This is a genomic window from Streptomyces sp. NPDC029216, assembly GCF_040648015.1.
Classification (GTDB): domain Bacteria; phylum Actinomycetota; class Actinomycetes; order Streptomycetales; family Streptomycetaceae; genus Streptomyces.
On record NZ_JBEZWL010000088.1, the window covers coordinates 1 to 22982 of the forward strand.

General features: G+C 73.9%; 19 protein-coding genes. 7 read left to right on the plus strand and 12 right to left on the minus strand.

Annotated features, from left to right (window positions below; all coding sequences use genetic code 11):
• A partial coding sequence (locus AB0F18_RS26585; RefSeq protein ID WP_362064858.1) for an adenosylhomocysteinase occupies positions 1–668 on the minus strand: 668 nt, incomplete at its 3' end.
• Between the two features lie 321 nt (positions 669–989).
• On the opposite strand from AB0F18_RS26585, the gene AB0F18_RS26590 reads away from it, so the two are divergent.
• Entirely contained in the window at positions 990–3029 is a 2040-nt protein-coding gene (locus AB0F18_RS26590) for a fructose-specific PTS transporter subunit EIIC (protein WP_362064860.1), read from the plus strand.
• Positions 3030–3204: 175 nt separating this feature from the next.
• Entirely contained in the window at positions 3205–3978 is a 774-nt protein-coding gene (gene lepB / locus AB0F18_RS26595; protein WP_362064862.1) for a signal peptidase I, read from the plus strand.
• 67 nt (positions 3979–4045) lie between these two features.
• Here lepB and AB0F18_RS26600 read toward each other — a convergent pair whose 3' ends face one another.
• The 6 genes from AB0F18_RS26600 to AB0F18_RS26625 form a co-directional block, all read right to left on the minus strand.
• On the minus strand, positions 4046–4981 hold the full coding sequence (locus AB0F18_RS26600; protein WP_362064864.1) for a cation diffusion facilitator family transporter: 936 nt from the start codon (positions 4979–4981) through the stop codon (positions 4046–4048).
• Positions 4982–5056: 75 nt separating this feature from the next.
• Entirely contained in the window at positions 5057–6214 is a 1158-nt protein-coding gene (gene manA / locus AB0F18_RS26605; protein ID WP_362064866.1) for a mannose-6-phosphate isomerase, class I, read from the minus strand.
• A gap of 45 nt (positions 6215–6259) precedes the next feature.
• Positions 6260–7393 carry an SIS domain-containing protein gene (locus AB0F18_RS26610; RefSeq protein ID WP_362064868.1) on the minus strand — a complete coding sequence of 378 codons (1134 nt, stop codon included), beginning with the start codon at positions 7391–7393 and terminating at the stop codon, positions 6260–6262.
• 56 nt (positions 7394–7449) lie between these two features.
• Positions 7450–7635 carry a Trm112 family protein gene (locus AB0F18_RS26615; protein ID WP_362064870.1) on the minus strand — a complete coding sequence of 62 codons (186 nt, stop codon included), beginning with the start codon at positions 7633–7635 and terminating at the stop codon, positions 7450–7452.
• A gap of 199 nt (positions 7636–7834) precedes the next feature.
• Complete coding sequence (locus tag AB0F18_RS26620; protein ID WP_362064872.1) at positions 7835–9205, minus strand: phosphomannomutase/phosphoglucomutase; 1371 nt, start codon at positions 9203–9205, stop codon at positions 7835–7837.
• Positions 9206–9283: 78 nt separating this feature from the next.
• A complete protein-coding gene (locus AB0F18_RS26625; protein WP_362064874.1) occupies positions 9284–9703 on the minus strand; it encodes a DUF3499 domain-containing protein in 420 nt (139 codons plus the stop codon).
• Between the two features lie 264 nt (positions 9704–9967).
• On the opposite strand from AB0F18_RS26625, the gene AB0F18_RS26630 reads away from it, so the two are divergent.
• Complete coding sequence (locus tag AB0F18_RS26630) at positions 9968–10351, plus strand: metallopeptidase family protein (RefSeq protein ID WP_362064900.1); 384 nt, start codon at positions 9968–9970, stop codon at positions 10349–10351.
• 22 nt (positions 10352–10373) lie between these two features.
• Here the strand turns inward: AB0F18_RS26630 and AB0F18_RS26635 are convergent, their stop codons facing one another.
• The 3 genes from AB0F18_RS26635 to AB0F18_RS26645 form a co-directional block, all read right to left on the minus strand.
• Positions 10374–11861: a DUF5719 family protein gene (locus AB0F18_RS26635; protein ID WP_362064876.1), complete on the minus strand. Its 1488-nt coding sequence runs from the start codon at positions 11859–11861 to the stop codon at positions 10374–10376.
• A complete protein-coding gene (locus AB0F18_RS26640) occupies positions 11858–15463 on the minus strand; it encodes a glycosyltransferase family 2 protein (RefSeq protein WP_362064878.1) in 3606 nt (1201 codons plus the stop codon). Before AB0F18_RS26640 ends, AB0F18_RS26635 begins: the two co-directional genes overlap by 4 nt.
• A 234-nt stretch (positions 15464–15697) precedes the next feature.
• Positions 15698–15961 carry a WhiB family transcriptional regulator gene (locus tag AB0F18_RS26645; RefSeq protein ID WP_003983763.1) on the minus strand — a complete coding sequence of 88 codons (264 nt, stop codon included), beginning with the start codon at positions 15959–15961 and terminating at the stop codon, positions 15698–15700.
• Positions 15962–16610: 649 nt separating this feature from the next.
• On the opposite strand from AB0F18_RS26645, the gene AB0F18_RS26650 reads away from it, so the two are divergent.
• Genes AB0F18_RS26650 through AB0F18_RS26660 form a run of 3 tightly spaced genes read left to right on the plus strand, consistent with a single transcriptional unit; the run spans position 16611 to position 19477 of the window.
• Entirely contained in the window at positions 16611–17171 is a 561-nt protein-coding gene (locus tag AB0F18_RS26650) for a cysteine dioxygenase family protein (RefSeq protein ID WP_362064880.1), read from the plus strand.
• A gap of 54 nt (positions 17172–17225) precedes the next feature.
• On the plus strand, positions 17226–18185 hold the full coding sequence (cofD, locus tag AB0F18_RS26655; RefSeq protein ID WP_362064882.1) for a 2-phospho-L-lactate transferase: 960 nt from the start codon (positions 17226–17228) through the stop codon (positions 18183–18185).
• A complete protein-coding gene (locus AB0F18_RS26660) occupies positions 18182–19477 on the plus strand; it encodes a coenzyme F420-0:L-glutamate ligase (RefSeq protein WP_362064884.1) in 1296 nt (431 codons plus the stop codon). Before cofD ends, AB0F18_RS26660 begins: the two co-directional genes overlap by 4 nt.
• 23 nt (positions 19478–19500) lie before the next feature.
• Here the strand turns inward: AB0F18_RS26660 and AB0F18_RS26665 are convergent, their stop codons facing one another.
• Together AB0F18_RS26665 and AB0F18_RS26670 are read right to left on the minus strand one after the other, a co-directional pair.
• Positions 19501–20490, minus strand: coding sequence for a DNA-3-methyladenine glycosylase 2 family protein (locus tag AB0F18_RS26665; RefSeq protein ID WP_362064886.1), 990 nt, complete (start codon positions 20488–20490; stop codon positions 19501–19503).
• Positions 20491–20648: 158 nt separating this feature from the next.
• Positions 20649–22079: an N-acetylmuramoyl-L-alanine amidase gene (locus AB0F18_RS26670; protein WP_362064888.1), complete on the minus strand. Its 1431-nt coding sequence runs from the start codon at positions 22077–22079 to the stop codon at positions 20649–20651.
• A 140-nt stretch (positions 22080–22219) separates the two neighbouring features.
• On the opposite strand from AB0F18_RS26670, the gene AB0F18_RS26675 reads away from it, so the two are divergent.
• Positions 22220–22969 (plus strand): TIGR03089 family protein, encoded by a 750-nt coding sequence (locus AB0F18_RS26675; RefSeq protein WP_362064890.1) that lies wholly within the window; start codon positions 22220–22222, stop codon positions 22967–22969.
• Positions 22970–22982 lie beyond the last annotated feature (13 nt).

Sequence of the window (22982 nt, forward strand, 5' to 3'; positions counted from 1 at the left end):
ATCGCCGGGAACAGCAGGTCGCCGGACTGCATCATCTCGTACAGACGGTGGACACCCGTGGTGGTCTCCTCCGTCACGCCGCGGATCTCGGAGGCGAGCTGGGTCCACTTCTGGGGGGACTCGGCGAGCGTGCGGTTGAGGAGGGTCAGGATGTGGCCGTACTCCTCGGAGTCCGCCGTGGACGGGTCCGGTGCCGCGCCGGCCTTCTCGAACTCGACGCCCTTGTGGACGAGGAGGGTGGCGTCACCACCGTCGTCGAGGATCATATTCGGGCCGCCGGTGGGGGTGTTCGGCCAGGTCAGCGCCTGCTCCGTGCACCACCAGTACTCGTCCAGGGTCTCGCCCTTCCAAGCGAAGACCGGGACGCCCTGCGGGTTCTCCGGGGTGCCGTTCGGGCCGACGGCGATGGCGGCGGCCGCGTGGTCCTGGGTGGAGAAGATGTTGCAGGAGGCCCAGCGGACGTCGGCGCCGAGCGCGACCAGGGTCTCGATCAGCACGGCGGTCTGCACGGTCATGTGCAGCGAGCCGGTGATGCGGGCGCCGGCCAGCGGCTGCGCCTCGGCGTACTCGCGGCGGATCGACATCAGACCCGGCATCTCGTGCTCGGCCAGGGTGATCTCCTTGCGGCCGAAGGCGGCAAGGGAAAGGTCGGCGACCTTGAAGTCCATGGGTGCTGCTCCTCATGGGTCGAGAGGTGGGTACGGCTGAGCCGCGCACGGGCATGCCGGTGCGCCGAGCACAGTCCGTCGCGGGGCCCTCTCTCCCCTCGGCCGGCCCTGAGGACCGCCCGACCGCCATCAGCAGCGACGCCTGACACTGATGACGAATCTACACCGGTCGGCGCAGCGGGCCCCAGCCCGCAGAGGAACAACTCGCAGCCCGTTTTCGGGCCATCCGGCGGAATGTTCGGGGCCTTTCGGACTTTTGATCCACTCCTTGTCTGGTGGAGGATGCCGTTGGATCGACCCATCGCGCGAAGGAGATTCGACGTGAGTACTACGGCCGGCGTTTCCGGGGGCGGGGGCGTGAGCGGAGAGGGGCGGCTGAGGCTGCTCGCCATCACTGCGTGCCCCACGGGGATCGCGCACACCTATATGGCCGCGGAGAAGCTCCAGCAGGCCGCCGCCGAGCTCGGCGTGGACATGAAGGTGGAGACGCAGGGGTCCATCGGGGCCGAGAACGTGCTCTCTGACAACGATGTCAGAGAGGCGGACGGGATCATCATCGCCGCCGACAAGGAGGTCGACCGCACCCGTTTCGCCGGCAAGCGGGTGCTGTCCACCGGGGTCGCGGACGGGATCCACCGGCCGGGGGAGCTGATCGAGCGGGTGCGGACCGCGCCCGTGCAGAGCGGGACCGCGGCCGTCGGCGGTACGGGCGGCGGCGGGGGCGGCCGGGAGCGCAGCGCCGCGTACAAGGCGCTGATGAACGGCGTGTCCCACATGATCCCGTTCGTGGTCGTGGGCGGTCTGCTCCTCGCCGTCTCGATCGCGCTCGGCGGGCACACCACGCCCGAGGGCATCGCGTTCGACAAGGACTCGTTCTGGTTCTACGTCAACTCCCTGGGCGGCCTCGGCTTCAAGCTGATGCTGCCGATCTTCTCGGGCTACATCGCCCACGCGCTCGGTGACCGGCCCGCGCTCGTACCGGGCATGATCGGCGGGTTCCTGGCCGCCGACGCCGTGAACCTCTACGGGGCGGACGCCAACGCGGGCTTCCTGGGCGCGATCGCCACCGGTTTCCTGGCCGGCTACCTGGTGGTGTGGATCAAGAAGGTCAGGGTCCCCCGGTTCGTCCAGCCGATCATGCCGATCATCGTGATCCCGATCGTGTCGACGCTGACGCTCGGGTTGTTCTACGTCTACGTCATCGGGCAGCCCATCTCCTGGGTGTTCACGCACCTGACCGACTGGCTGAACGGGATGACCGGCTCCAGCGCCATCGTCCTCGGCACCCTCATCGGCCTGATGATCGCCTTCGACATGGGCGGCCCCGTCAACAAGACGGCCTTCCTGGTGGCCGTGGGTCTCATCGGCACCAACAACACGGTCATGGGCATGGCCGCCGCCGCGATCCCGGTCATGCCGCTCGGCCAGGGCCTGGCGACGCTGCTGCGCCGCGGGCTCTACACCGACCAGGAGCGGGAGGCCGGTATGGCGGCCCTGTTCATGGGCTTCTTCGGCATCTCGGAGGGGGCGATCCCCTTCGCCGCGGCGCGGCCCGCTCAGGTCATTCCCGCCAACATGCTCGGCGGTGCGGTGGCCGGTGCGGTGGCCGGGCTGGCGGGGGTCGGGGACTCGGTGCCGCACGGCGGTCCGGTCGTCTCGCTGTTCGGCGCCGTCAGCGGGGTGGCGATGTTCTTCGTGGCGATCGCCATCGGCACGGTCGTGACCGCGCTGACGACCAACGCGCTGATCGAGCTCAAGGCGCGCAGGACCCGGCCCGGGGCGCCCCTCGTGTCGCCGCCGCTGCCCGCGCCCGTGCCGGCCGGGGTGACCGCCGGGGCGGGCGGTACGGCCACGGCCACCGCGGTCACGGCCACGGCCACCGCGCCCGCGCCCGCCGAGGAGGCGGAGGTGCTGTCCGGCTATCTGACGGAACGGACCGTCAAGACGGAGCTGGCGGCCGCCTCGAAGGCGGCGGCGATCCGTGAAATGGCCGAGATGCTCGCCGGCACCGGCAACGTCCGGGACGTGGAGGAGCTCGTACGGGTAGCGCTCGCCCGGGAGGCGCAGGGCACGACCGGGCTCGGCGAGTCGATCGCGATCCCGCACGCCAAGACGGACGCGGTGACCCGCCCCACGGTGGGCTTCGCCCGGTCCGCCGAGGGCATCGAGTGGGGGGCGCTGGACGGGACGAAGGCCCGGCTCATCTTCATGATCTCGGTGCCGGAGGCCGCCGCCGGCGACGAGCACCTGCGGATCCTGGCGCTGCTGTCGCGCAAGCTGATGGACGGCGGTTTCCGGGCCCGGCTCCAGTGCGCGCCGGACGGACCGGCCGTCCTGGAGGTGCTGCGCGAGATCCGCTGACCGCCTCCGACGGTGCCGCGTCCGACCGGGTCCCGTACCGCCGTGGTACGGGACCCGGCGGCGTGCGGGGAGTGTCCGAATCGGTATGTACGGACTTGGCGCACCAGGGCCCCGGCGGCGTGGGCCGTCTCCGTGTCGACCTACGATGCAAGGCAGGTACATCGGAAGGGACGAAATGACACACAGGCCAGGGCGCAGGCGCGGGATCGCGGCGATCGTCCTGCTGGTGCTCGGAGCGGTCATCCTGGGCGGGGTGACGGTGGCGAAGGCCGTGAACCCTCCCGCGCGCTACTCGGAAGGCAGGGCGGCCGGCTGGCAGATGGCGCCGACCTACACCGACGGGGAGAGCATCTACCTGGAGCCGGTGGCCAAGGGGGGGCTGCGGCGGGGGGACATCGTCCTCGCCTCCGTTCCGTGGTCCCTGCAGAAGACTCAGATGAACCGGGTCATCGCCGTGGGCGGGGACCGCATCCGCTACAAGCCGAGCAGCAAGATCGCCGGCCAGTACCGCCTGGTGCTCAACGGTGATCCGCTGGACGAGCCGTACCTGGAGCAGTGGAAGAACCCGTCGGCGGTGGCCTTCGACGTGACGGTGCCTGAGGGGTACGTCTTCCTGATGGCCGACAACCGGATGAACTCGGACGGCTCGCAGTACGCGAACAACGGGCCGGTGGCGGCGGACAAGGTCGTCGCGAAGGTCGTGACGTACCCGATGGCGAAGCTGGCCGTGTGGGGGCAGCTGGCCGGTGTGCTGGTGATGGTGGCCGGCACGGTGCTGGCGTTCGTGTCGCGGCGGGCGGGCCGGCGGGCCCGGGCGGAGGGGCCCGGCGCGTCGGCTCCGGCGGCGGAGGCCGCGGAGCCGAAGGCCGTGGCCGCTGCGGTCGGTGCGCAGGAGGTGGCCGGGGAGGTTCCGGCGCAGCCCGGTGAGCGCGCGGACGTGCAGTCGTAGCGCCCCTCCGTACGGATATGCGAAGGCCCCCGCGGCTCGGTGAGTTGCGGGGGCCTTCGTGTGTCCGTCAGCGGCCGTCGGTCTTGGCGGCCTCGGGGTGGTAGATGTCCGGCTCCAGGTAGATCACGCGGGCGATCGGGACGGAGGCGCGGATGCGGGCCTCGGCGGCGTTGATGGCGTTGGCCACCTCGGTCGCGGTGTCGTCGTGCTGGACGGCGATCTTGGCGGCGACGAGGAGCTCCTCGGGGCCGAGGTGCAGGGTGCGCATGTGGATGACGCCGGTGACGGTGTCCCCGTCGACGAGCGCGGCCTTGATCTTCTCGACCTCGGCCGTGCCGGCGGACTCGCCGAGCAGCAGGGACTTGGTCTCCAGGGCCAGGATGACGGCGATGGCGATCAGCAGGGCGCCGATGCAGAGGGTGCCGATGCCGTCCCACACGCCGTTGTCGGTGATGAGGGCGAGGCCGACGCCGAGCAGGGCGAGGACGAGGCCGACGAGCGCGCCGAGGTCCTCCAGCAGGACCACGGGGAGCTCGGGGGCCTTGGCGCTCTTGATGAACTGGCCCCAGGACTGGCTGCCCCGGGTCTCGTTCGACTCCTTGATCGCGGTGCGGAAGGAGAAGCCCTCGGCGATGACGGCGAAGACGAGGACGCCGACGGGCCAGTACCAGGACTCGATGGGGTGCGGGTCGTGGATCTTCTCGTAGCCCTCGTAGAGGGCGAACATGCCGCCGACGGTGAAGAGGACGATGGAGACGAGGAAGGCGTAGATGTAGCGTTCGCGGCCGTACCCGAAGGGGTGCTGGGGGGTGGCCTCGCGCTGGGCCTTCTTGCCGCCGAGGAGCAGCAGGCCCTGGTTCCCGGAGTCGGCGACGGAGTGGACGCTCTCGGCGAGCATCGACGAGGAGCCGCTGAAGAGGAATGCGACGAACTTGGCCACAGCGATGGCCAGGTTGGCGGCGAGTGCCGCCACGATCGCCTTGGTACCGCCCGACGCGCTCATGGGTGCTGGGTGTCCTTTCCTGGCCACTGACTACGGCCGCACATTGTTGCAGTTGCCCGTGCGGCCGACGTTACGTCAGGCGATGACGGTGGCCCGGAAAACGGTGCCGGTACCGGACAGTTCGACCTTTTCGCCCGCGGGGATGAATACCGACTCACCCGGGACGAGGGCCAGTTCGCCCGCCTTCGGAGTGCCGGCGGTGCAGAGCAGGATCTGCGGGGTGGCGTCCGGGAGGGTGCGGGGGGCGCCGCCGGGGGCCAGGACGTGGCGGGAGAGGCGGAATTCGTCGATGGGGGTCTCGTAGACCTCCTCGCCGTCGCCCTCGGGACGCAGGATGCCGGGGGCGCTGGGCTCGAAGACGACGACCTTCAGCAGCTCGGGGACGTCGACGTGCTTGGGGGTGAGTCCGCAGCGCAGCACGTTGTCCGAGTTGGCCATGAGTTCGACGCCGAGGCCGTCGAGGTAGGCGTGGGGGATGCCGGCGCCGAGGAACATGGCCTCGCCGGGCTGGAGGCGGACGTGGTTGAGGAGCATGGCCGCGATGACGCCCGGGTCGCCGGGGTAGTCGTGGACGAGGCCCGCGTACGGGGCGTACGGGCCACCGAGGCGCTCGGCGGCGGCCGCGGCCTCGGCGACGGTGCGGGCCATCTCCTCGCGGTCGGCGGTGAGGACGGCGGTGAGGACCTCGCGCAGGGCGGCCTCTTCGGGGTGGGCGTGCAGCAGGTCGACGTACGGCTTGAGGGAGTCGACGCCGAGGCCGTCGAGGAGGTCGGCGGCCTCCAGCGGCGGGCGGAAGCCGCACAGGCCGTCGAAGGGGGTGAGGGCGCAGATCAGTTCGGGCTTGTGGTTGGCGTCCTTGTAGTTGCGGTGGCCCGCGTCGATCGGGACGCCGCGGCGCTCCTCGTCCTCGAAGCCCGCCTTGGCCTGGGCGAGGTCGGGGTGGACCTGGAGGGAGAGGGGGGCGCCGGCGGCGAGGACCTTCAGGAGGAACGGCAGGCGGGGGCCGAACTTGGCGACGGCGGCGGCGCCGAGCTCGCCCTCGGGGTCCGCGGCGATGACGGCCGCCAGGGTGGTCTCGCCGGCTCCGCGGTCGAGGCGGGACGGGGCGCCGGGGTGGGCGCCCATCCACATCTCGGCCTGGGGCTCACCGGTGGGCTCGACCCCGAGGAGGGCCGGGATCGCGGTGGTGGAACCCCACGCGTAGGGGCGGATGGTGTTCGTGAGGCGGTCCATCGTCGTCTTCCTGGATCTGGTGCGGTGCGGGCACGGGTGTGTGCCTCAGCTGTGTCCCCGGCCCGCCAGCGCCAGGTAGGCGGTGGCGAAGTCGGTGACGGCGAGGAGTTCGGCGAGCTGTTCCAGCTCTCCGCCCTCCTCCGGTTCGAGCTCGCTGACGGCCGTGTCGTGGCTGAGGGCGAGCTCGCGCGCGGCCGGTGCGGCGGTGAGTCCGCCGATGGGCCGGTCGCGCAGCAGTACGACGCGGGCGCGCAGGGCCTGGGGCTCCTCCACGCGGTCGCGGAAGAAGTCGTCGGGGTCGGCTCCGCCGGCGAAGGAGCCGGCGAGGAGCACGCCGTGGCGGGGCAGCGCCTCGGGGAGTTCGGCGGCGAGCGCGGGGCGGCCGGCGAGTTCGGCGAGGGTCGCGGCGAAGCGGCGGCCGGCCGGTCCGGCGCCGGTGCCCTCGCTCCAGATGAGGGGGAGGGAGTCGGCGAGCTCGGCGGCGAGGGTCTTGGCCGGGTTGGAGTACGTGGCGATGGCCGGGCCGCAGCGTTCGGCGGTGCGGTCGAGGCGGTCGGCGACGAGCTGGAGGGTGTCCGGCGCGGCCGTGATCAGCCCGACCTTGTCGAGGAGCAGCAGCAGCGGGGTGAGCAGGGCCCACAGGGCGCCGGGTCCGGCCGCGGCGGACTCGTCGTACTCCTGGTACGGGGCCTTGGCCATCGGTACGAGGAGTCCGTGCGCGCCGTCGACGGCCTCGCTGAGCGGTGAGCGTTCGGGGGCGACGGCGACGACGGTGCAGCCGCGCCGGTAGGCCTGCTCGGCGAGGACGGCGAGGCCGGGCTCGGTGCCGTCGGTGGTGGCGATGAGCAGCAGGTCCACGGGGCCGGCCCAGCCGGGCAGGGTCCAGCGCAGCGCCCCGGCGGCGTGTGCGACGCCGGTGGGGTGCAGGCGGATGACCGGGGCGGAGGCTCCGGCGAGGGCACCGAGGAGGTCGGCGACCCCGGTGGCGGCGGTGCCGGGGCCCGCGATGAGTACGGCGCGGGGGCGCCCGTCGGGGTGAAGGTCCGCGAGGCCGGCCTCGGTGGCGTGCCGGGCGGCGGTGCGCACTCTGGCCCCGGCCTCGGCGGCGCCGCGGAGCAGGCCGCGGCGGTCGGCACGGGCGAGATCGTCCGGTGCGTCGAGGAGTGACTCGTCGAGCATGGGGGCCTCCGGCGGGGTTGACGGATCCAGGCTGGTCGAGCGGGGGCGCGGCCGGGTCAGGCCGGGCGGCGGGCCTCGTCGACGAGGAGGACCGGGATGCCGTCGCGGACCGGGTACGCGAGGCCGCAGTCCTGGCCGGTGCAGATCAGCTCGGGGGTGGTCTCGTCTGCCGAGTTGTCCTTGAAGGGGGCGTGGCAGGCGGGGCAGGCGAGGATCTCCAGCAGGCCGGCTTCGAGCGGCATGGGGCGGTTCCCTTCGAGATGCGGATCGGGCGTGGTCAGCGTACCGCCGAGTCACTGGGCGTGCGGCTCGGCGGGGGTCCGACGGACCTGGCGGGCTGCGCCCGGGCTCCCGGGGCGCCGCCCCGGACCCCGCGCCTCGACCGCCGGCGGGGCTGGATTTCGCTGCGCTCGATGCGCCCCGCCGGCGTTCAGGGGTGGGTCAGGCGCGGACCAGGGCCAGGACCTCGTCGCGGAGCTTGGCCAGGGTGGCCTCGTCGCGGGCCTCGACGTTGAGGCGCAGGAGCGGCTCGGTGTTCGAGGGGCGGAGGTTGAACCACCAGTCGGCGGCGGAGACCGTGAGGCCGTCCAGCTCGTCGAAGGTGACGCCCTCCTGGCCGGCGTAGGCGGCCTTGACCTCGGCGGTGCGGGCGGCCTGGTCGGCGACGGTGGAGTTGATCTCGCCGGAGCCGACGTAGCGGTCGTAGGAGGAGACCAGCTCGGAGAGCGGGCCGTCCTGGCCGCCGAGGGCCGCGAGGACGTGGAGCGCGGCGAGCATGCCGGTGTCCGCGTTCCAGAAGTCCTTGAAGTAGTAGTGCGCGGAGTGCTCGCCACCGAAGATCGCACCGGAGGTGGCCATCTCGGCCTTGATGAAGGAGTGGCCGACGCGGGTGCGGACGGGGGTGCCGCCGTTCTCGCGGACGACCTCCGGGACGGACCACGAGGTGATCAGGTTGTGGATGATCGTGCCGGTGCCGCCGTTGCGGGCGAGCTCGCGGGCCGCGACCAGGGCGGTGATGGCGGACGGGGAGACGCCCTCGCCGCGCTCGTCGACGACGAAGCAGCGGTCGGCGTCGCCGTCGAAGGCGAGGCCGAGGTCGGCGCCCTCGGCCTTCACGCGCGCCTGGAGGTCGACGATGTTCTTCGGGTCGAGGGGGTTGGCCTCGTGGTTCGGGAAGGTGCCGTCCAGCTCGAAGTACATCGGGACGAGGTCCAGCGGCAGGCCCTCGAAGACGGTGGGGACGGTGTGGCCGCCCATGCCGTTGCCCGCGTCGACGACGACCTTCAGCGGGCGGATGGCGGTGAGGTCCACCAGGGACTTCAGGTGCTCGGCGTAGCCGGCGAGGGTGTCCTGCTCGGTGATGGTGCCCGCGACGGTGCCGGCGGGGATCTCCGGGGCGCCCTCGTCGGTCCACTTCTCGGCGAGCTCGCGGATGGTGGCGAGGCCGGTGTCCTGGCCCACGGGGGCGGCGCCGGCGCGGCAGAGCTTGATGCCGTTGTACTGGGCCGGGTTGTGGGAGGCCGTGAACATGGCGCCGGGCAGGTCCAGCTTGCCGGAGGCGTAGTACAGCTGGTCGGTGGAGCACAGCCCGATCATCGTGACGTCGACGCCCCGGGCGGCCGCGCCGCGGGCGAAGGCCGCGGACAGGCCGGGCGAGGAGGGCCGCATGTCGTGGCCGACGACGATCGCGGTCGCACCGGTGACCTCGACGAAGGCCGCGCCGAACAGTTCGGCCAGCGGCTCGTCCCACTCGTCCGGTACGACGCCGCGGACGTCGTATGCCTTGACGATGTTCGAAAGATCTGCGGCCACTGCCTGCCCTCCTGAAGGTTCCGTGCGGTGGAGCAAACCTACCCTGTACGGAGAGGGGCTTTTCAGACGATCCGGATGTCAGGAGTCCGGCGAGCGGAGGACGCGCAGGTGTCCGCGACGCGTCTCGCCGGTCGTCGGGGCACCCCCCGCGGACCCTCCCGCCTCGGCGGCGCGCTCGGGCGGACGGGCCGCTTCGCGGACCGCGTTGGCCAGGGCTTCGAGGTCGTCGCCGCTGCGCGCGGACGGGCCGGAGCCGTCCGACAGGCGGACGACCTCCCAGCCGCGCGGGGCGGTCAGGCGCTCGGAGTGCTCGGCGCACAGGTCATAGCAGTGGGGTTCGGCGTAGGTGGCGAGCGGACCGAGAACTGCGGTCGAGTCGGCGTAGACGTACGTCAGTGTGGCGACGGCAGGGCGGCCGCACGCGGTGCGCGAACAGCGACGTACAAGGCTCACGACGTTGGACGGTACCGCACTCTTGACCGGGCCGCGACGACTCACCCCCGGGCCACTCCCCCGTGTCGTGTGCACGGGTGGTGACGAACAGGGGCAGCGAGTCCGTAATGGTGCGCGATCTTGGCCGGATCGTTCGGGGCGTGACACCGCCGCGACACCAGGTCGTGACCGGATCGAGGCCGTGGCGCGTCCTTGCGCGGGGGCTACCCTGCCGGAGTGACGGACAGTTCGCTTCCTCCCCGCCCCGCTTCCGACGCCGCAGCGCCGCGGGAGCCCAGACCCCGGCGGCGCGACCGGCACGGCCGCGGGATGCGCGGGCCGCTGGCCCCGCCGCAGGTGCCGCTGTCGGCGAGCCGGGCGGAGCTGTTCGGCGACCTCGTACGGGACTCCGTGGAGCGGCTGGAGCGGCGCTGGCCGCAGCTGGCCGAGGTGGAGTTCGTGATCGCGGACGTGCCCGGGCCGCCGGGCGGCCCGGACGCCGGCTGGAACGACGAGGCGGTGCCGCTGGGCGGGCTGGTGGAGGCCGGTGACGGGCGGCCGGCGCGGATCGTGGTGTTCCGGCGGCCGGTGGAGATCCGGGCGAAGACGCGCGACGAGCGGGGGCTGCTGGTGCACGAGATCGTCGTGGAGCAGGTGGCGGAGCTGCTGGGACTCTCGCCGGAGACGGTCGACCCCCGGTACGGGCAGGACTGAACCCCCGCCGGGGGACGGTCCGTCAGCGGATCAGGATCGAGGGGTCCTCGACGGCCCGGGGCACGGAGACCCGGGAGCGGTCGTCCGCGAAGGTCTGGACGGTGAACATCGGGATCCCCTCGTGCGGCAGGGTCAGGGTGCGGGCGGCGTGGACCGGGCCGCCGGAGAGGGTCTCGACGGTCAGCGCGTACGGGCCCTTGCCGCCCGTGGGGGCCGGCGGCGGGGTCAGGGCGCGGGTGGTGCCCGCCTTGAGGGTGAGCTCCTGGACGGCCGGCCGGCCGCCCTCGGTGCCCGGGGAGGCGGTGATGCGGACCTTGGCGTCGCTGCCGGAGGCGGTGAGGGTGAGGGTGGTGGCCTTGTCGTCGAGGCGGTTGTCGGCGACGGTGGCCCGCTCGCCGACCGGGGCGCTCGCCGGGATGAAGGCCACCTCCTGCTTGGCTCCGGTGCCGCGGACCACCCGCAGCGCCGCCACCACGGGGACGGGCTTCTTCGGGTCGGCGGGGGTCAGCAGCAGGGAGCCGGCTTCGCCGCGGGTGATTTCGCCCAGGTCCACCGTGGCCGTCATCCCGGCCTTGACGTGCAGCTGCTCCTTGCCGGCGGGGCTGATGGAGCCGGTCGGGCCGGACAGCTTCACGGTGAGGTCGGCGTCGTCCTCGCCGGGGGCGAAGGCGACCAGCCGTACGGAGGCGGCGTCGGCCGGGATGCCGGGCAGGACGAGGGAGCCCGCCGGGCCGGCGGAGGCGGGCAGCCAGTCGGAGCCGACCGCGTCCTCGGCGATCTGCGTGGAGGCGCCGACGCGGCCGGAGCTGGTGGTCACGTGCGCGGTGACGTCGGGGAGCTGGGCGTCGGCGGCGAGGGGGGCCAGCCATACCTTGGTGGTGGAGTGGGGTTCGACGGTGATGACGGGGTCGGAGGTGCCCGGCTTGGGCTTGAGCAGGCCGTCCGGGCCGTAGAGCTTGATGTCGACCTCGGCGACGGTGTCGTCGGGGTTGGTGAGGTGGACGTAGTCCTGGCGGCCCTTGGCGGTGCTGACGCCGGGGAACCAGAAGTCGGTGCCGGGCGCGGTGCAGGCGAGCCCGAGCAGGCCGCGGGTCTGGCCGACGGCCACCTTGGTGGTCTGCTGGGCGGTCCAGCCGGGGGCCAGGGCGCCCTGGGCGGAGCCCGTGAGCGCGGGGGCCTCGGCGCCGGAGGCGGTGGCCGCGACCGGTGTGCCGGGCTCCTTGGGCTCCAGGACGGCCTTGCCCTCCTTGGTGGCGAGCCGGGCCGCGCCCTTGCCGGCGCTCTTGCCGGGGGTCGCCGGGGTGAGGGAGGTGTAGGTGGTGTCGGCGATGTCCGAGGAGCTGGGTGCCGGGCAGACCAGCACGGACCGCTCCACGGGCATCCGGGCGGCGGCCGCGCGCTGGGCGTCGCCGGCCGGGGCGGCGGCGGGAGCGGTGAGGAAGGCCAGCCCGCAGCCGGCGGCGAGGGCCGCGGTCACGGCCGCGAGCGTCAGGGGGGCGCGCTGCTTCACTGCTGGTGGCTCCCGTCGGGACGCGGCTGGTGCTGTCCGTAGGTGTCGTACGGCTGCTGCTGGTCGTACTCGTACGGGTAGGGGTGCTGCTGGTGCGGGAAGGGGGGCTGCTGCCCGGGGTGGGCGTAGGTGTCGCCGTACTCGGTGGGGTACGGCGGGTCCTGGTACTGCTGCGGGTGGGGCTGCTGCTGCGGGTCGTAGCCGGGCTCGTACGGGGCCTCGTACGCGTAGGGCTCCTGGTAGGCGTACGACTCCTCGCCGTAGACCTGCTGCGCGGGGATCTGCGCGTACGGGTCGACGACGGCCTCGGCCGGGCCCGCTTCGGGTTCGGCGGGGGCGGGCGCGGCCCTGCGGCGGGCGCGCCGGCCCTGGCCGGGCTCGCCGTCCGCGGGGGCGGCGGGGACGCTCTCCTCGGGGAGGTCGTCGTCGAGGCGGGCGCGGCGGCCCGGCAGGGCCATCACCAGCAGGACCAGGGCGAGGACGCCCTGCGCCCAGTGCCAGGCGTCGCGGGTGACGGAGTCCTGGTGGACGAGGTCGAGCCGGCCGCCGCCCTGGGGCAGCTTGAAGCCCTGCGCCCAGCCGTCGAGGGTGACGGGGGTGAGGGGCTTGCCGTCGAGGGTGGCCTTCCAGCCCGGGTCGGCGCGGTCGGCGAGGCGCAGGGTGCGGCCCTCCTCGCCGGCGGGGACCTTCGCGTGGGCCTCGACGGGCCCGGCGTCGACGGCGATGGGGGCCTGGCCCTGGCGGGCGGGGACGATCGCGACGCGGGCGGGGAGCCTTTGGACCTCCCAGACGGCGGTGCCGTCGTCCTGGTGGTGCTGCTTGAGGCCGGGGGTGCCGTCGAGGATCTGCCGCAGGGCGGCGGGGCCGCCGGGCGGGATCATCACGTACCGCACGGCGAACGCGCCGAGCTGCTCGGACTGGTCGGCTCCGGAGCCGGAGACCAGGCTGGAGACGGCCTTGGCGAGGCGGGGTTCGGGGCCGGCGTCGGCGAGGACCTCGGCGTCGCCGAGGCGGACGCCGCCGCCGCGGACCAGGGTGTACGAGACGGTGGCGGGGGAGGCTCCGCCGAGGACGAGGGTGCGGGTGCGGTTGCTGTCGTCGGACTGGGCGGCGACGAAGGCGGGGACCTGTACGGGGTCGCGGCGTTCCAGCGGGCCGTCGGCGCCGGCGACCGTCCAGACGGCGGCGGCGAGCAGCGGGCCGGCGGCGGCCGCGAGGGCGATGAGGGCGGCGAGCGGCTGGCGCCAGCCGAAGCTGCGGGCGGCGACGCGTTCCTTGGCGCCGTCGGCGCCGAGCACGGCGGCGGCGACGAGGGCGAGCCCGTAGAGGAGGGTGCCGGGGCCGGCCCAGCCGCCGCGGTTGAGGAGGACGGCGAGGAGCAGTCCGGCGAGGGCGGCGGTCCAGGCGGTGGCGAGGGCGGGGCGGCGGTCGGCGCGGAGCAGGGCGGCGAGCGCGGCGAGGAGGGTGCCGGTGAGGAGCAGTCCGCCGCCGGTGCCGGGGCCGCCGGGGTTGGCGGTGAGCAGGCCGAGGGGGGTGGCGGAGCCGTTGCCGTAGGGGAGTCCGGCCTCGTGCAGGAGGCGTCCGGGGTGGGTGAGCAGGCCCAGGGACCAGGGTGCGAGGGCGAGGAGGGGTACGGCGAGGGTGGCGAGGAGCCGGGGGGCGTACGTCTTCCAGCGCGCGCGGCGTGCGAGGAGTGCGGCGAAGCCGAGGACGGCGGCGAGCGGCCAGGCGACGGGGGTGAAGGCGGTGGCCAGGGTCAGCAGCAGGGTGTACGTCCACACCGCGCGCCAAGTGCCGGGGGTGTCGGGGCCGGCGAAGCCGAAGGCGGTGACGGCGGAGCGGGCCAGGAGGGGCAGGAGGACCGCGAGGACGGCGGTGCCCAGGCGGCCGCCGGCGAGGGCTCCGGTGACGGCGGGGAGGAAGGCGTAGGCGACGGCGGCCCAGGCGCGCAGCAGCCGGGATTCGACGAGGGGCCGGGAGGCGAAGTAGGCGGTGAGGCCGGCGAGGGGGACGGAGCAGACGAGCAGCAGGGAGAGGGCGGCCTTGGTGGAGCCGAACAGGAGGGTGGAGAGGGCGCCCAGGACGGCGAGGTAGGGGGGTGCTCCGGCGGTGGTGCCGGTGCCTGCGGGCTGCCAGTCGGCGGTGTAGCGGTGCCACAGGTCGAGGGCGCTCGCGGGGGCGGGGAGCAGGGCGCCGCCGGTGAGGCTGCCGCCGCCGACGAGGGCGCGGCAGGCGGCGAGGGAGACGAGCAGCAGCAGGGTGAAGAGGACGGGCGCGGGCTTGCGGGCGATCCGCTTGAGCCGGACGAACTGCTCGATCTCCAGGTAGTCGGCGTCGTCGCCGCCGGGCCCGGATTCGACGCCGCCGCCGTGCCGGCCGGTGGGGGCGGTGTCGGTGTCGCGGCCGGAGCCGAGGTAGGCGGCGAGCTGTTCGGCGCTCGCGCGCAGGGTGGCGCCGGGCGGGGGGAAGAGGGGGCGCAGTTCGGCGGCGGGGACGGCGGGGCGGCGGCGGGCCTTGCGGGCGGAGAGGATGCGGCCGGGGCGCAGCAGGGTGCTGAGGAGGCCGGCGAACTCTGCGGCGGCCTGGCCGGGGGCCTTGCCGATGAGGTAGCCGAGGGTGCGCAGGAGGGTGCCGAGGACCAGGCGGAGCAGGACGTAGGGCAGGGCGCGGCCGGGGGTGTTGGCCAGCAGGGTGTGGACGGCGCCGGCCTTGTCGACGCGGTGGGGGTCGACGGCGGAGCGGCCGGCGCAGTCGACGGTGCGGCGTTCGCGGGCGGCGGCTTCGGCGTGGCGCAGGACGGCGTCGGGGGCGACGAGGACGGTGTGGCCGGCGCTGTGGGCGCGCCAGCAGAGGTCGACGTCGTCGCGCATGAGGGGCAGGCGGCGGTCGAAGCCGCCGAGGGCGTCGTACACGTCGCGGCGTACGAGCATGCCGGCGGAGGAGACGGCGAGGACGGGACGGACCTGGTCGTGCTGGCCCTGGTCCTGTTCGCGGCGGTCGAGGCCGGTCCAGCGGCGGCCGCTGCGGGCGATGGTGACGCCGGCTTCGAGGAGCTGCTTGCGGTCGTACCAGCCGCGGAGCTTGGGGCCGATGACGGCGGCTTCCGGGTTCTGGTCGGCGACGCGCAGGAGCTCGGTGAGGGCGTCGGGTTCGGGGGCGCTGTCGTCGTGGAGGAGCCAGAGCCACTGGACGGGTTCGCCGTGCGGGAGGTCGGGGAGGTCGTAGGCGTCGTCGCGCCAGGTGCGGCTGACGGGGTCCCAGCCGCTGGGGCGCTTGAGGTACGGGAGGTCGTCGGGGGTGAGGGTGCCGGCGCTGCGGGCGGCCTCGTCGACGGCGGCGCCGAAGCCGGTGCGGCGGGCGAGGTGCAGGACGCGGTCGTCGCCGAGGGCTTCTGCGAGGAGGCGGGCGGAGGCGTCGGCGCTGCCGGTGTCGGCGGCGACGTGGGCCTGCGCGGGGCGTTCCTGGGCGAGGAGTCCGGCGAGGGTCTGGGGCAGCCAGCGGGCTCCGTCGTGGGCGACGAGGACCGCGGTGACGACGTGCCGGGGGAACTCGGGGGTGGCGGCCGCCTGGTGGGAGACCTGCGAGTTGCTGTGCGGGGACATCGCGGTACGGGCCCTCCGGCCTGGGGATCCGGGGGCGCTGTGCCCTCGGAGGCTGCTGGACAGCGCCCCACACTAACGGCTGGGAAGGGGAGGGTCCGCCTCGTCTCGGGAAGCCGTGAACGCGACGGTCCGCCTCCTGCGGGGAAGGTGCGGGAGGCGGACCGTTTGCTCTGTCTGCTGCTGTGTGTATCGCGGTTGACCCGGGGGTGGTTCTGTGGTCGCTCAGCGGCCGTTTCAGACCGCTGCCTTCTTCAGGCGGCGGCGCTCTCTTTCGGACAGGCCGCCCCAGATGCCGAATCGCTCGTCGTTGGCGAGGGCGTACTCAAGGCATTCGGAACGGACCTCGCAGGCGAGGCAGACCTTCTTGGCTTCGCGGGTGGAGCCGCCCTTCTCGGGAAAGAAGGATTCGGGGTCGGTCTGGGCGCACAGAGCGCGCTCCTGCCATCCGAGCTCCTCGTCCGCCTCCTCGACCAGCAGTTCCTGAAACAGCTCGGTCATGTGCGCCCCTCGCTCTGTCTGTGCGTCCCCGTGGTGTTGCCGTTACCGATCGCCAGGTAACGACACGAGTGAAATTACAAGTGCGTGGCTTCTGCCCAGTCAAGCCGAGATCTGCTATTGGGCGCCTTATTCACTCTGCGGAACCAAGCCTATACAGAAAGTGTTCATATCACCAAAAATCGTGACATAAGCCACGGACCTCCCGGCGAGTGGCGCCCTCCCTCCTGGGCGACGCGTCACTCCGTGGAGGGGTTGCAATCCGGCCGAAGATGCGGCGCGGATCACATTCCGGTCACGACTTGGTGTCAGGAGGTTTGAGAGCGGCTCCCGCCTGGGGTGCATGGAGCGGCACCTCCCCCGGCGCGGACTGCACAAACCTTTCTCCGCGGACAGTAACCGGATGAGGTGAAACTTTCCGCCTAAACCGGACAATGGGTTGACAGTCCGGCCCTCGGCCCGTTCTCCTTGTCTGCATGTCAGCGCCCGCAGCCGCCACCCGGACCCCCATTCGTGGGTTCCTGCGTGCTGCCCAGGTTCGCTGTTGCTGTTGCAGCTGTTGATGCCCCCGGAGCCACGGCTCCCCTGAGCACCGGCCACTCCCCCACAGCAACCGCCCCGCAGACTGACACACGTCGAGGACACCCCCACGATGAACAGCGCCCCCACCTCCGCCGTCACCGCCTCCTCCGCCGCCGTCGCTCCCACAGCCGCTCCCGCCATCGTCGAGAGCGACCTGCAGATCGCCGGCGACATCCTCGCCGTCCAGCACCTCCTCCAGCCCGCCCGCGAACACCCGGCCACCGTCGCCGAGTTCGTCGGCCTCGCCCGCTCCATCGCCGAGGACCGCGCCAGCTGGGAACACCTGGTCCAGTACGACGCCACCACCCGCTGGTACCACCGCCTGCGCACCGGCCCCGGCTACGAGGTCTGGCTGCTCAGCTGGGTCCCCGGCCAGGGCAGCGGCCTCCACGACCACGGCCCCTCCTCCGGCGTCCTGACCGTCCTCGACGGCGAGCTCACCGAGCACACCCCCCGCGGACGGCTCACCCACCGCGCCGGCGCCCAGCGCGTCTTCGCCCCCGGCTACGCCCACGAGGTCGTCAACGACACCCTCGACGGAGCGGTCAGCCTGCACGTCTACTTCCCCGGCCTGACCGAGATGCCGATGCACAGCTGCTCCCCGGCACACCAGGAACACGTCACCGCCTGACACTCCCGGCCGGCGCCTGGCCACCGGACGGTTCGCGGCTGACAGACTGTCCGCATGCGCATTGTTGTTCTGGCCGGCGGTATCGGCGGCGCCCGTTTCCTCCGCGGACTGCAGTCGGCGGTCCCCGACGCGGACATCACCGTCATCGGCAACACCGGTGACGACATTCACCTGTTCGGGCTGAAGGTGTGCCCCGACCTGGACACCGTGATGTACACCCTCGGCGGTGGCATCAACGAGGACCAGGGCTGGGGCCGCACCGACGAGTCCTTCACCGTCAAGGAAGAACTCGCGGCGTACGGGGTCGGACCTTCCTGGTTCGGCCTCGGCGACCGCGACTTCGCCACCCACATCGTCCGCACCCAGATGATCGACGCTGGCTACCCGCTCAGCGCCGTCACCGAAGCCCTCTGCGACCGCTGGAAGCCCGGCGTCCGCCTGCTCCCCATGTCCGACGACCGCATCGAGACGCACGTCGCCGTCAACGACCCCGAGACCGGCGACCGCCGCGTCATCCACTTCCAGGAGTACTGGGTCAAGCTGCGCGCCTCCCTCGACGCCGAGGCCGTCGTCCCCGTCGGCGCCGAACAGGCCAAGCCCGCCCCCGGCGTCCTGGAGGCCATCGCCGCCGCCGACGTCATCCTCTTCCCGCCCTCCAACCCCGTCGTCTCCATCGGCACCATCCTCGCCGTCCCCGGCATCCGCGAAGCCGTGGCACAGGCCCCGGCCCCGGTCGTCGGCCTCTCCCCCATCGTCGGCGGAGCGCCCGTACGCGGCATGGCCGACAAGGTCCTCGCGGCCGTCGGCGTGGAATCCACGGCCGCCGCCGTCGCCCTGCACTACGGGTCCGAGCTGCTCGACGGCTGGCTCGTCGACACCTCCGACGCCGGCGCCGTCGACGAGGTCACCGCCGCGGGCATCGCCTGCCGGGCCGTACCCCTGATGATGACCGACCCGGACACCACCGCCGCCATGGCCCGCGCCGCGCTCGACCTCGCGGAGCAGACCCGGTGAACACCCCCTCGTACGAGGTCCGCGCCGTCCCCGGGATACCGGAGGTCCGGCCCGGGGACGACCTGGCGCGGCTGCTCGCCGACGCGGCGCCGGACCTGCGCGACGGGGACGTCCTGCTCGTCACCTCGAAGATCGTCTCCAAGGCGGAGGGGCGGATCGTACGGGCCGACTCCCGCGAGGAGGCCATAGACGCCGAGACCGTACGGGTCGTCGCCCGCCGGGGCCCGCTGCGGATCGTCGAGAACCGGCAGGGGCTCGTGATGGCGGCGGCCGGAGTCGACGCCTCCAACACCGAGCCCGGCACCGTCCTGCTGCTCCCCGAGGACCCCGACGCCTCGGCCGCGGCCATCCGGGCCGGGCTGCGCGAGCTGCTCTCCGTCGACGTCGGCGTGCTCGTGACGGACACCTTCGGCAGGCCCTGGCGCACCGGCCTCACGGACGTCGCCATCGGCGCGGCCGGCGTGCACGTCCTGGACGACCTGCGCGGCGGCACCGACGCCCACGGCAACCCGCTGAGCGCCACGGTCGTGGCGACGGCGGACGAACTGGCGGCCGCCGGAGACCTGGTCAAGGGCAAGGCGGCCGGACTGCCCGTGGCCGTCGTCCGCGGACTGGGGCACGTCGTCGGCGGCACCGCCTCGGCCCGGGACCTGGTCCGGACCCCGGCCGACGACATGTTCCGGCTGGGCACGTCGGAGGCCGTACGGGAAGCCGTCACCCAGCGCCGCACCGTCCGGGCCTTCACCGGCGAACCGGTCGACCCGGGCGCGGTACGGCGCGCGGTGGCCGCCGCCGTGACCGCCCCCGCCCCGCACCACACGACGCCGTGGCGGTTCGTGCTGCTGGAGTCCGCGGGGGCGCGGCTGGAGCTGCTGGACGCGATGCGGGACGCCTGGATCGAGGACCTGCGGCGCGACGGCAAGTCCGAGGAGTCCATCGCCAAGCGGGTCCGGCGCGGCGACGTGCTGCGCAACGCGCCGTACCTGGTGGTGCCGTGCATGGTGACGGACGGCGCGCACGACTACGGGCACGCGCGGCGGGACGCCGCCGAGCGGGAGATGTTCGTCGTCGCGATGGGCGCGGGCGTCCAGAACTTCCTGGTCGCACTGGCCGGGGAGCGGCTGGGCTCGGCGTGGGTGTCCTCGACGATGTTCTGCCGCGACGTGGTCCGGAAGGTCCTCGCACTGCCCGAGGGGTGGGACCCGATGGGGGCGGTGGCCGTGGGGCACCCGGCCTCGGTCCCGCCGGAACGGCCCGCCCGGGCGGCGGAGGGCTTCATCGAGGTCCGGTAGGGCGCCGGGCGGCCGGTCCCGCCTCAGAGGCGGCTGATGTCGCTGCGGTACATCCGGGGAGCGCGGCGGGGCGGGGTGTGGCCCGCCAGGAGGATGAGGCGGGCCGCGCGGTGGCGCTGGCCCGCGTACGGGGCGAGGAGCTCCAGCATCTCCGCGTCATCGGCGTCGCGGTTGCCCGTCAGGGCGTAGCCGATGATGCCGGGGAGGTGGAGGTCGCCGGTGGTGACGGCGTCGGCGGCGCCGTTGCTGCGCTGCAGGGTCTCGGCGGAGGTCCAGGGACCGATACCGGGGACGGCCTCCAGCCGGGCGGTGGCCTGCGCGAGCTCCATCGAGGCGGCCTCCTCCAGCCGGGCGGCCACCCGGGCGGCCCGCACGATGGTCGCGGAACGCTTCATGTCCACCCCGGCCCGGTGCCAGTCCCAGGAGGGGATCAGCGCCCAGGCCCGGGCGGAGGGCATCACGTACAGGCCCCCGGGCCCGGGAGCCGGCTCGCCGTGCAGACGCACCAGGCGGCGCCAGGACCGGTAGGCCTCGTCGGAGGTGACCTTCTGTTCCAGGACGGTCGGGATCAGCGACTCCAGGACCAGCCCGGTCCGGGTGAGGCGCAGGCCGGGACGCCGGCGGTGGCTGGCGTGCACGAGGCGGTGCCGGGGCACGAAGGCGCCGGGGTCGTCCTCGGCGCCGAGCAGGGCGGGAAGCCCGTCGAGTACCCAGCCGGCGCCGGGCCCCCAGGCCTCGGCGTCCACCCCGTCGGCGGCCCGGGACACCCGGAGGGTGGCGGGGCCGACGGGGGTCCGGGTCGCACGCCAGACGGAGCCGTCGGGGGTGGTGCGGAAGGTCGGGTCGGCGGGACCCCGGCGGAGGGGGCCGAGCACGAGGCCCAGGTCGACGGGCCCGCCGGGCTTCCAGAGCCGGCCCGTGCCGCCTCCGGCCTGCGCACCGGTCCCGGCGGGCACGGGCGTCCGCCCGGCCCGGAGGTCGGTACGGGTCGGGGGGTCGAATCGGCCGGCCATGCTTCGAGGGTAGCGGCGGGGGCGGCTCGCGGTGCGGGCCCCCATCTCCCCCTCGAGGTGCCGGGGCCGAGCGGTGTTTGCCGACCCGCCCCGGCACCTCGCGGGGGTGATGGCGGGCCCCGGCACTCGGGTGTGGCGGGGCCCGGCAGCCCGCCCCCCTACCGCCCCTGGAGCTTCGCCGAGGCCGTGCGCGTCGGGGGGAGCTGCTTGTACAGGAGGCGGCCCGGGCATTCCGTGGCGAAGCCGTCGCGGTGGCCCGAGATGACGTTCAGCTTCACGTTGGTGCCCTTCGCGTACAGGTTGCCGCCGCCCGACCTCAGGGTGGTCTTGGCCCGCGGGTCCGCGCCGAACAGGCCGAGCTTCCATGCCGTCAGGCGGGCCACCGCGTCCACCGCCGCCGCCGGCGGGGCCTTCGAGGAGTAGGTGCCGATCACCGCCACGCCCATGCTGTCCGCATTGAACCCCATGGTGTGCGCGCCGAGCACCGGCTTGGCGACTCCGCCCGCCCGGCCCTCGTATACCGTCCCGCACTTGTCGACGGCGAAGTTGTAGCCGAAGTCCCGCCAGCCGCTGCTGACCACGTGGTAGCGGTACAGGCTGCGCAGCACCGCCGGGGCGTCCTTGCAGGCGTAGTTGTTGCCGGAGGCGGTGTGGTGGACGAAGGCCGCCTTGACCGTGCTCGTGTAGACGAAGCCCGGCTCGCGCAGGGACTCGTCCGCGCCCCACCCGCGGCGGGTGACGATCCGCGGGCGCGGGCCGATGTACGGGCGGGCGGCGGCGGTGAGTTCGCCGTCGGCGGCGACGACCGCGTCGGCGGTGGAGTCCGCCTTGTTGAGGGCGCTGATCTCCAGTGCGCCGAGCAGGGCGTGGGGGACGTTGGCGGAGGATGACTCCGCCGCCTCCATGCTCATCTCGGGGAGGGCGGCGGGGGTGTCGCCCTTGTCGTCGTCCGCGGGCAGGGCGGGGGGAGAGGGGGCGGAGGAGGCGCCGTTCTTGGCGTCCTTGCCGGCCGCCGGCGGCTGTTCGGCCCCCGGGTCGACGAGTTCGATGCGCAGCCCCGACGGCAGGCGGCCCGGGCGGGCGGCGCCGCGGGTGGCGGCGGGGCCGTTCTCCGCCTGGACGCGGACCTCCACCCCGTCGGACGGGCCGACCCACAGGGGGGCGGTGGCGCCGCGGAGGCGGCCCGAGCCGCGTTCCACCGCGTCGGGGTCGGCGGCGTGTTCGCCGTTGTGGGTGTCCACGTCCTGCCAGTCGGACCAGGCGCCGGTGGCCACGGAGCGGGTACGGACCTGGACCCGGCCGCCGAGTTCCGCGGCGGCGTCGTCCCAGACGACCCCGACCAGCGAGAACGTCTTGACGTCGCGCGTGGTCAGGCCCCGGGTCTCGGGCAGGCCGGGTGAGGCGCTCATGCCGGGGACGCCGGGGATCCGGGCGGTGGCGGAGGGGCCGAGGGGGACGAGCGGCAGCGACTGGGTTGACCCCGGGGCGACGGGGACCGCCTCGGCCAGGGCCGGAGTGGAGAGCGTGAGCGGCAGTGCCAGGGCGGCGGCCGTCACGACACCGATCGAGGAAGCAAGGAATCCACGCATGGAAGCGATGCTGAGCACAGCCACCACGAAGCGCCATCGGAGAACTGACGCACCGTCCGACGGCGCGCCGGGCGCGCCTCCCCTGGACGGGCGAGCCGCCGCCCCCCGTACGGGGGAGCGGCCCGCGTACGCTGGGGCGGGTGAACGCCACTGACCGCACCCCTGCCGACCTGCTGCGATCCGCGCTCGCCGCCGATCCGGGCCGCCCGCTCGTCACCTTCTACGACGACGCCACGGGCGAGCGCGTCGAATTGTCCGTCGCCACCTTCGCCAATTGGGTGGCCAAGACCGCCAATCTGCTCCAGGGCGACCTGGCCGCCGAGCCGGGCGACCGGCTCGCGCTGCTGCTGCCCGCGCACTGGCAGAGCGCCGTGTGGCTGCTCGCGTGCGCCTCCGTCGGGGTGGTCGCGGAGATCGGCGGGGATCCCGCCGACGCCGATCTGGTGGTGAGCGGGCCCGACACCCTGGAGGAGGCGCGGGCCTGCTCCGGTGAGCGGGTCGCGCTCGCGCTGCGTCCGCTGGGCGGCCGGTTCCCGCAGCCGCCGGCCGGGTTCGCGGACTACGCGGTGGAGGTGCCGGGGCAGGGCGACCGCTTCGCCCCGTTCGTTCCGGTGGACGCCGACGGGCCGGGGCTGGTGGTCGGCGGCGAGGAGCTGTCGTACGCGGCCCTGGTCGGGCGGGCCCGCGAGGACGCGGCGCAGCGCGGGCTGGGCGAGGGCGCCCGGGTGCTGTCGGGGCTGGGCTTCGACAGCTGGGAGGGGCTGTCGGCGGGGCTGTACGGGCCGCTGGCCACGGGCGGCTCGGTGGTGCTGTGCCGCAACCTGGACCGGCTGGCGCCGGAGGCCCTGGCGCAGCGCGTCGAGAGCGAGCGCGTCACCCACACCGCCTGAGGGAGCCGGCCCG

Coding starts and splice junctions, on each gene's coding strand:
- AB0F18_RS26600 (WP_362064864.1), bottom strand. CDS start 4,981: ATGAGCGCGTCGGGCGGTACCAAGGCGATCGTGGCGGCACTCGCCGCC.
- AB0F18_RS26665 (WP_362064886.1), bottom strand. CDS start 20,490: ATGGCCGGCCGATTCGACCCCCCGACCCGTACCGACCTCCGGGCCGGG.
- AB0F18_RS26630 (WP_362064900.1), top strand. CDS start 9,968: ATGCGCGGGCCGCTGGCCCCGCCGCAGGTGCCGCTGTCGGCGAGCCGG.
- AB0F18_RS26615 (WP_362064870.1), bottom strand. CDS start 7,635: ATGCCGCTCGAAGCCGGCCTGCTGGAGATCCTCGCCTGCCCCGCCTGC.
- AB0F18_RS26645 (WP_003983763.1), bottom strand. CDS start 15,961: ATGACCGAGCTGTTTCAGGAACTGCTGGTCGAGGAGGCGGACGAGGAG.
- AB0F18_RS26670 (WP_362064888.1), bottom strand. CDS start 22,079: ATGCGTGGATTCCTTGCTTCCTCGATCGGTGTCGTGACGGCCGCCGCC.
- cofD (WP_362064882.1), top strand. CDS start 17,226: ATGCGCATTGTTGTTCTGGCCGGCGGTATCGGCGGCGCCCGTTTCCTC.
- AB0F18_RS26610 (WP_362064868.1), bottom strand. CDS start 7,393: ATGCTCGACGAGTCACTCCTCGACGCACCGGACGATCTCGCCCGTGCC.
- AB0F18_RS26640 (WP_362064878.1), bottom strand. CDS start 15,463: ATGTCCCCGCACAGCAACTCGCAGGTCTCCCACCAGGCGGCCGCCACC.
- AB0F18_RS26650 (WP_362064880.1), top strand. CDS start 16,611: ATGAACAGCGCCCCCACCTCCGCCGTCACCGCCTCCTCCGCCGCCGTC.
- lepB (WP_362064862.1), top strand. CDS start 3,205: ATGACACACAGGCCAGGGCGCAGGCGCGGGATCGCGGCGATCGTCCTG.
- manA (WP_362064866.1), bottom strand. CDS start 6,214: ATGGACCGCCTCACGAACACCATCCGCCCCTACGCGTGGGGTTCCACC.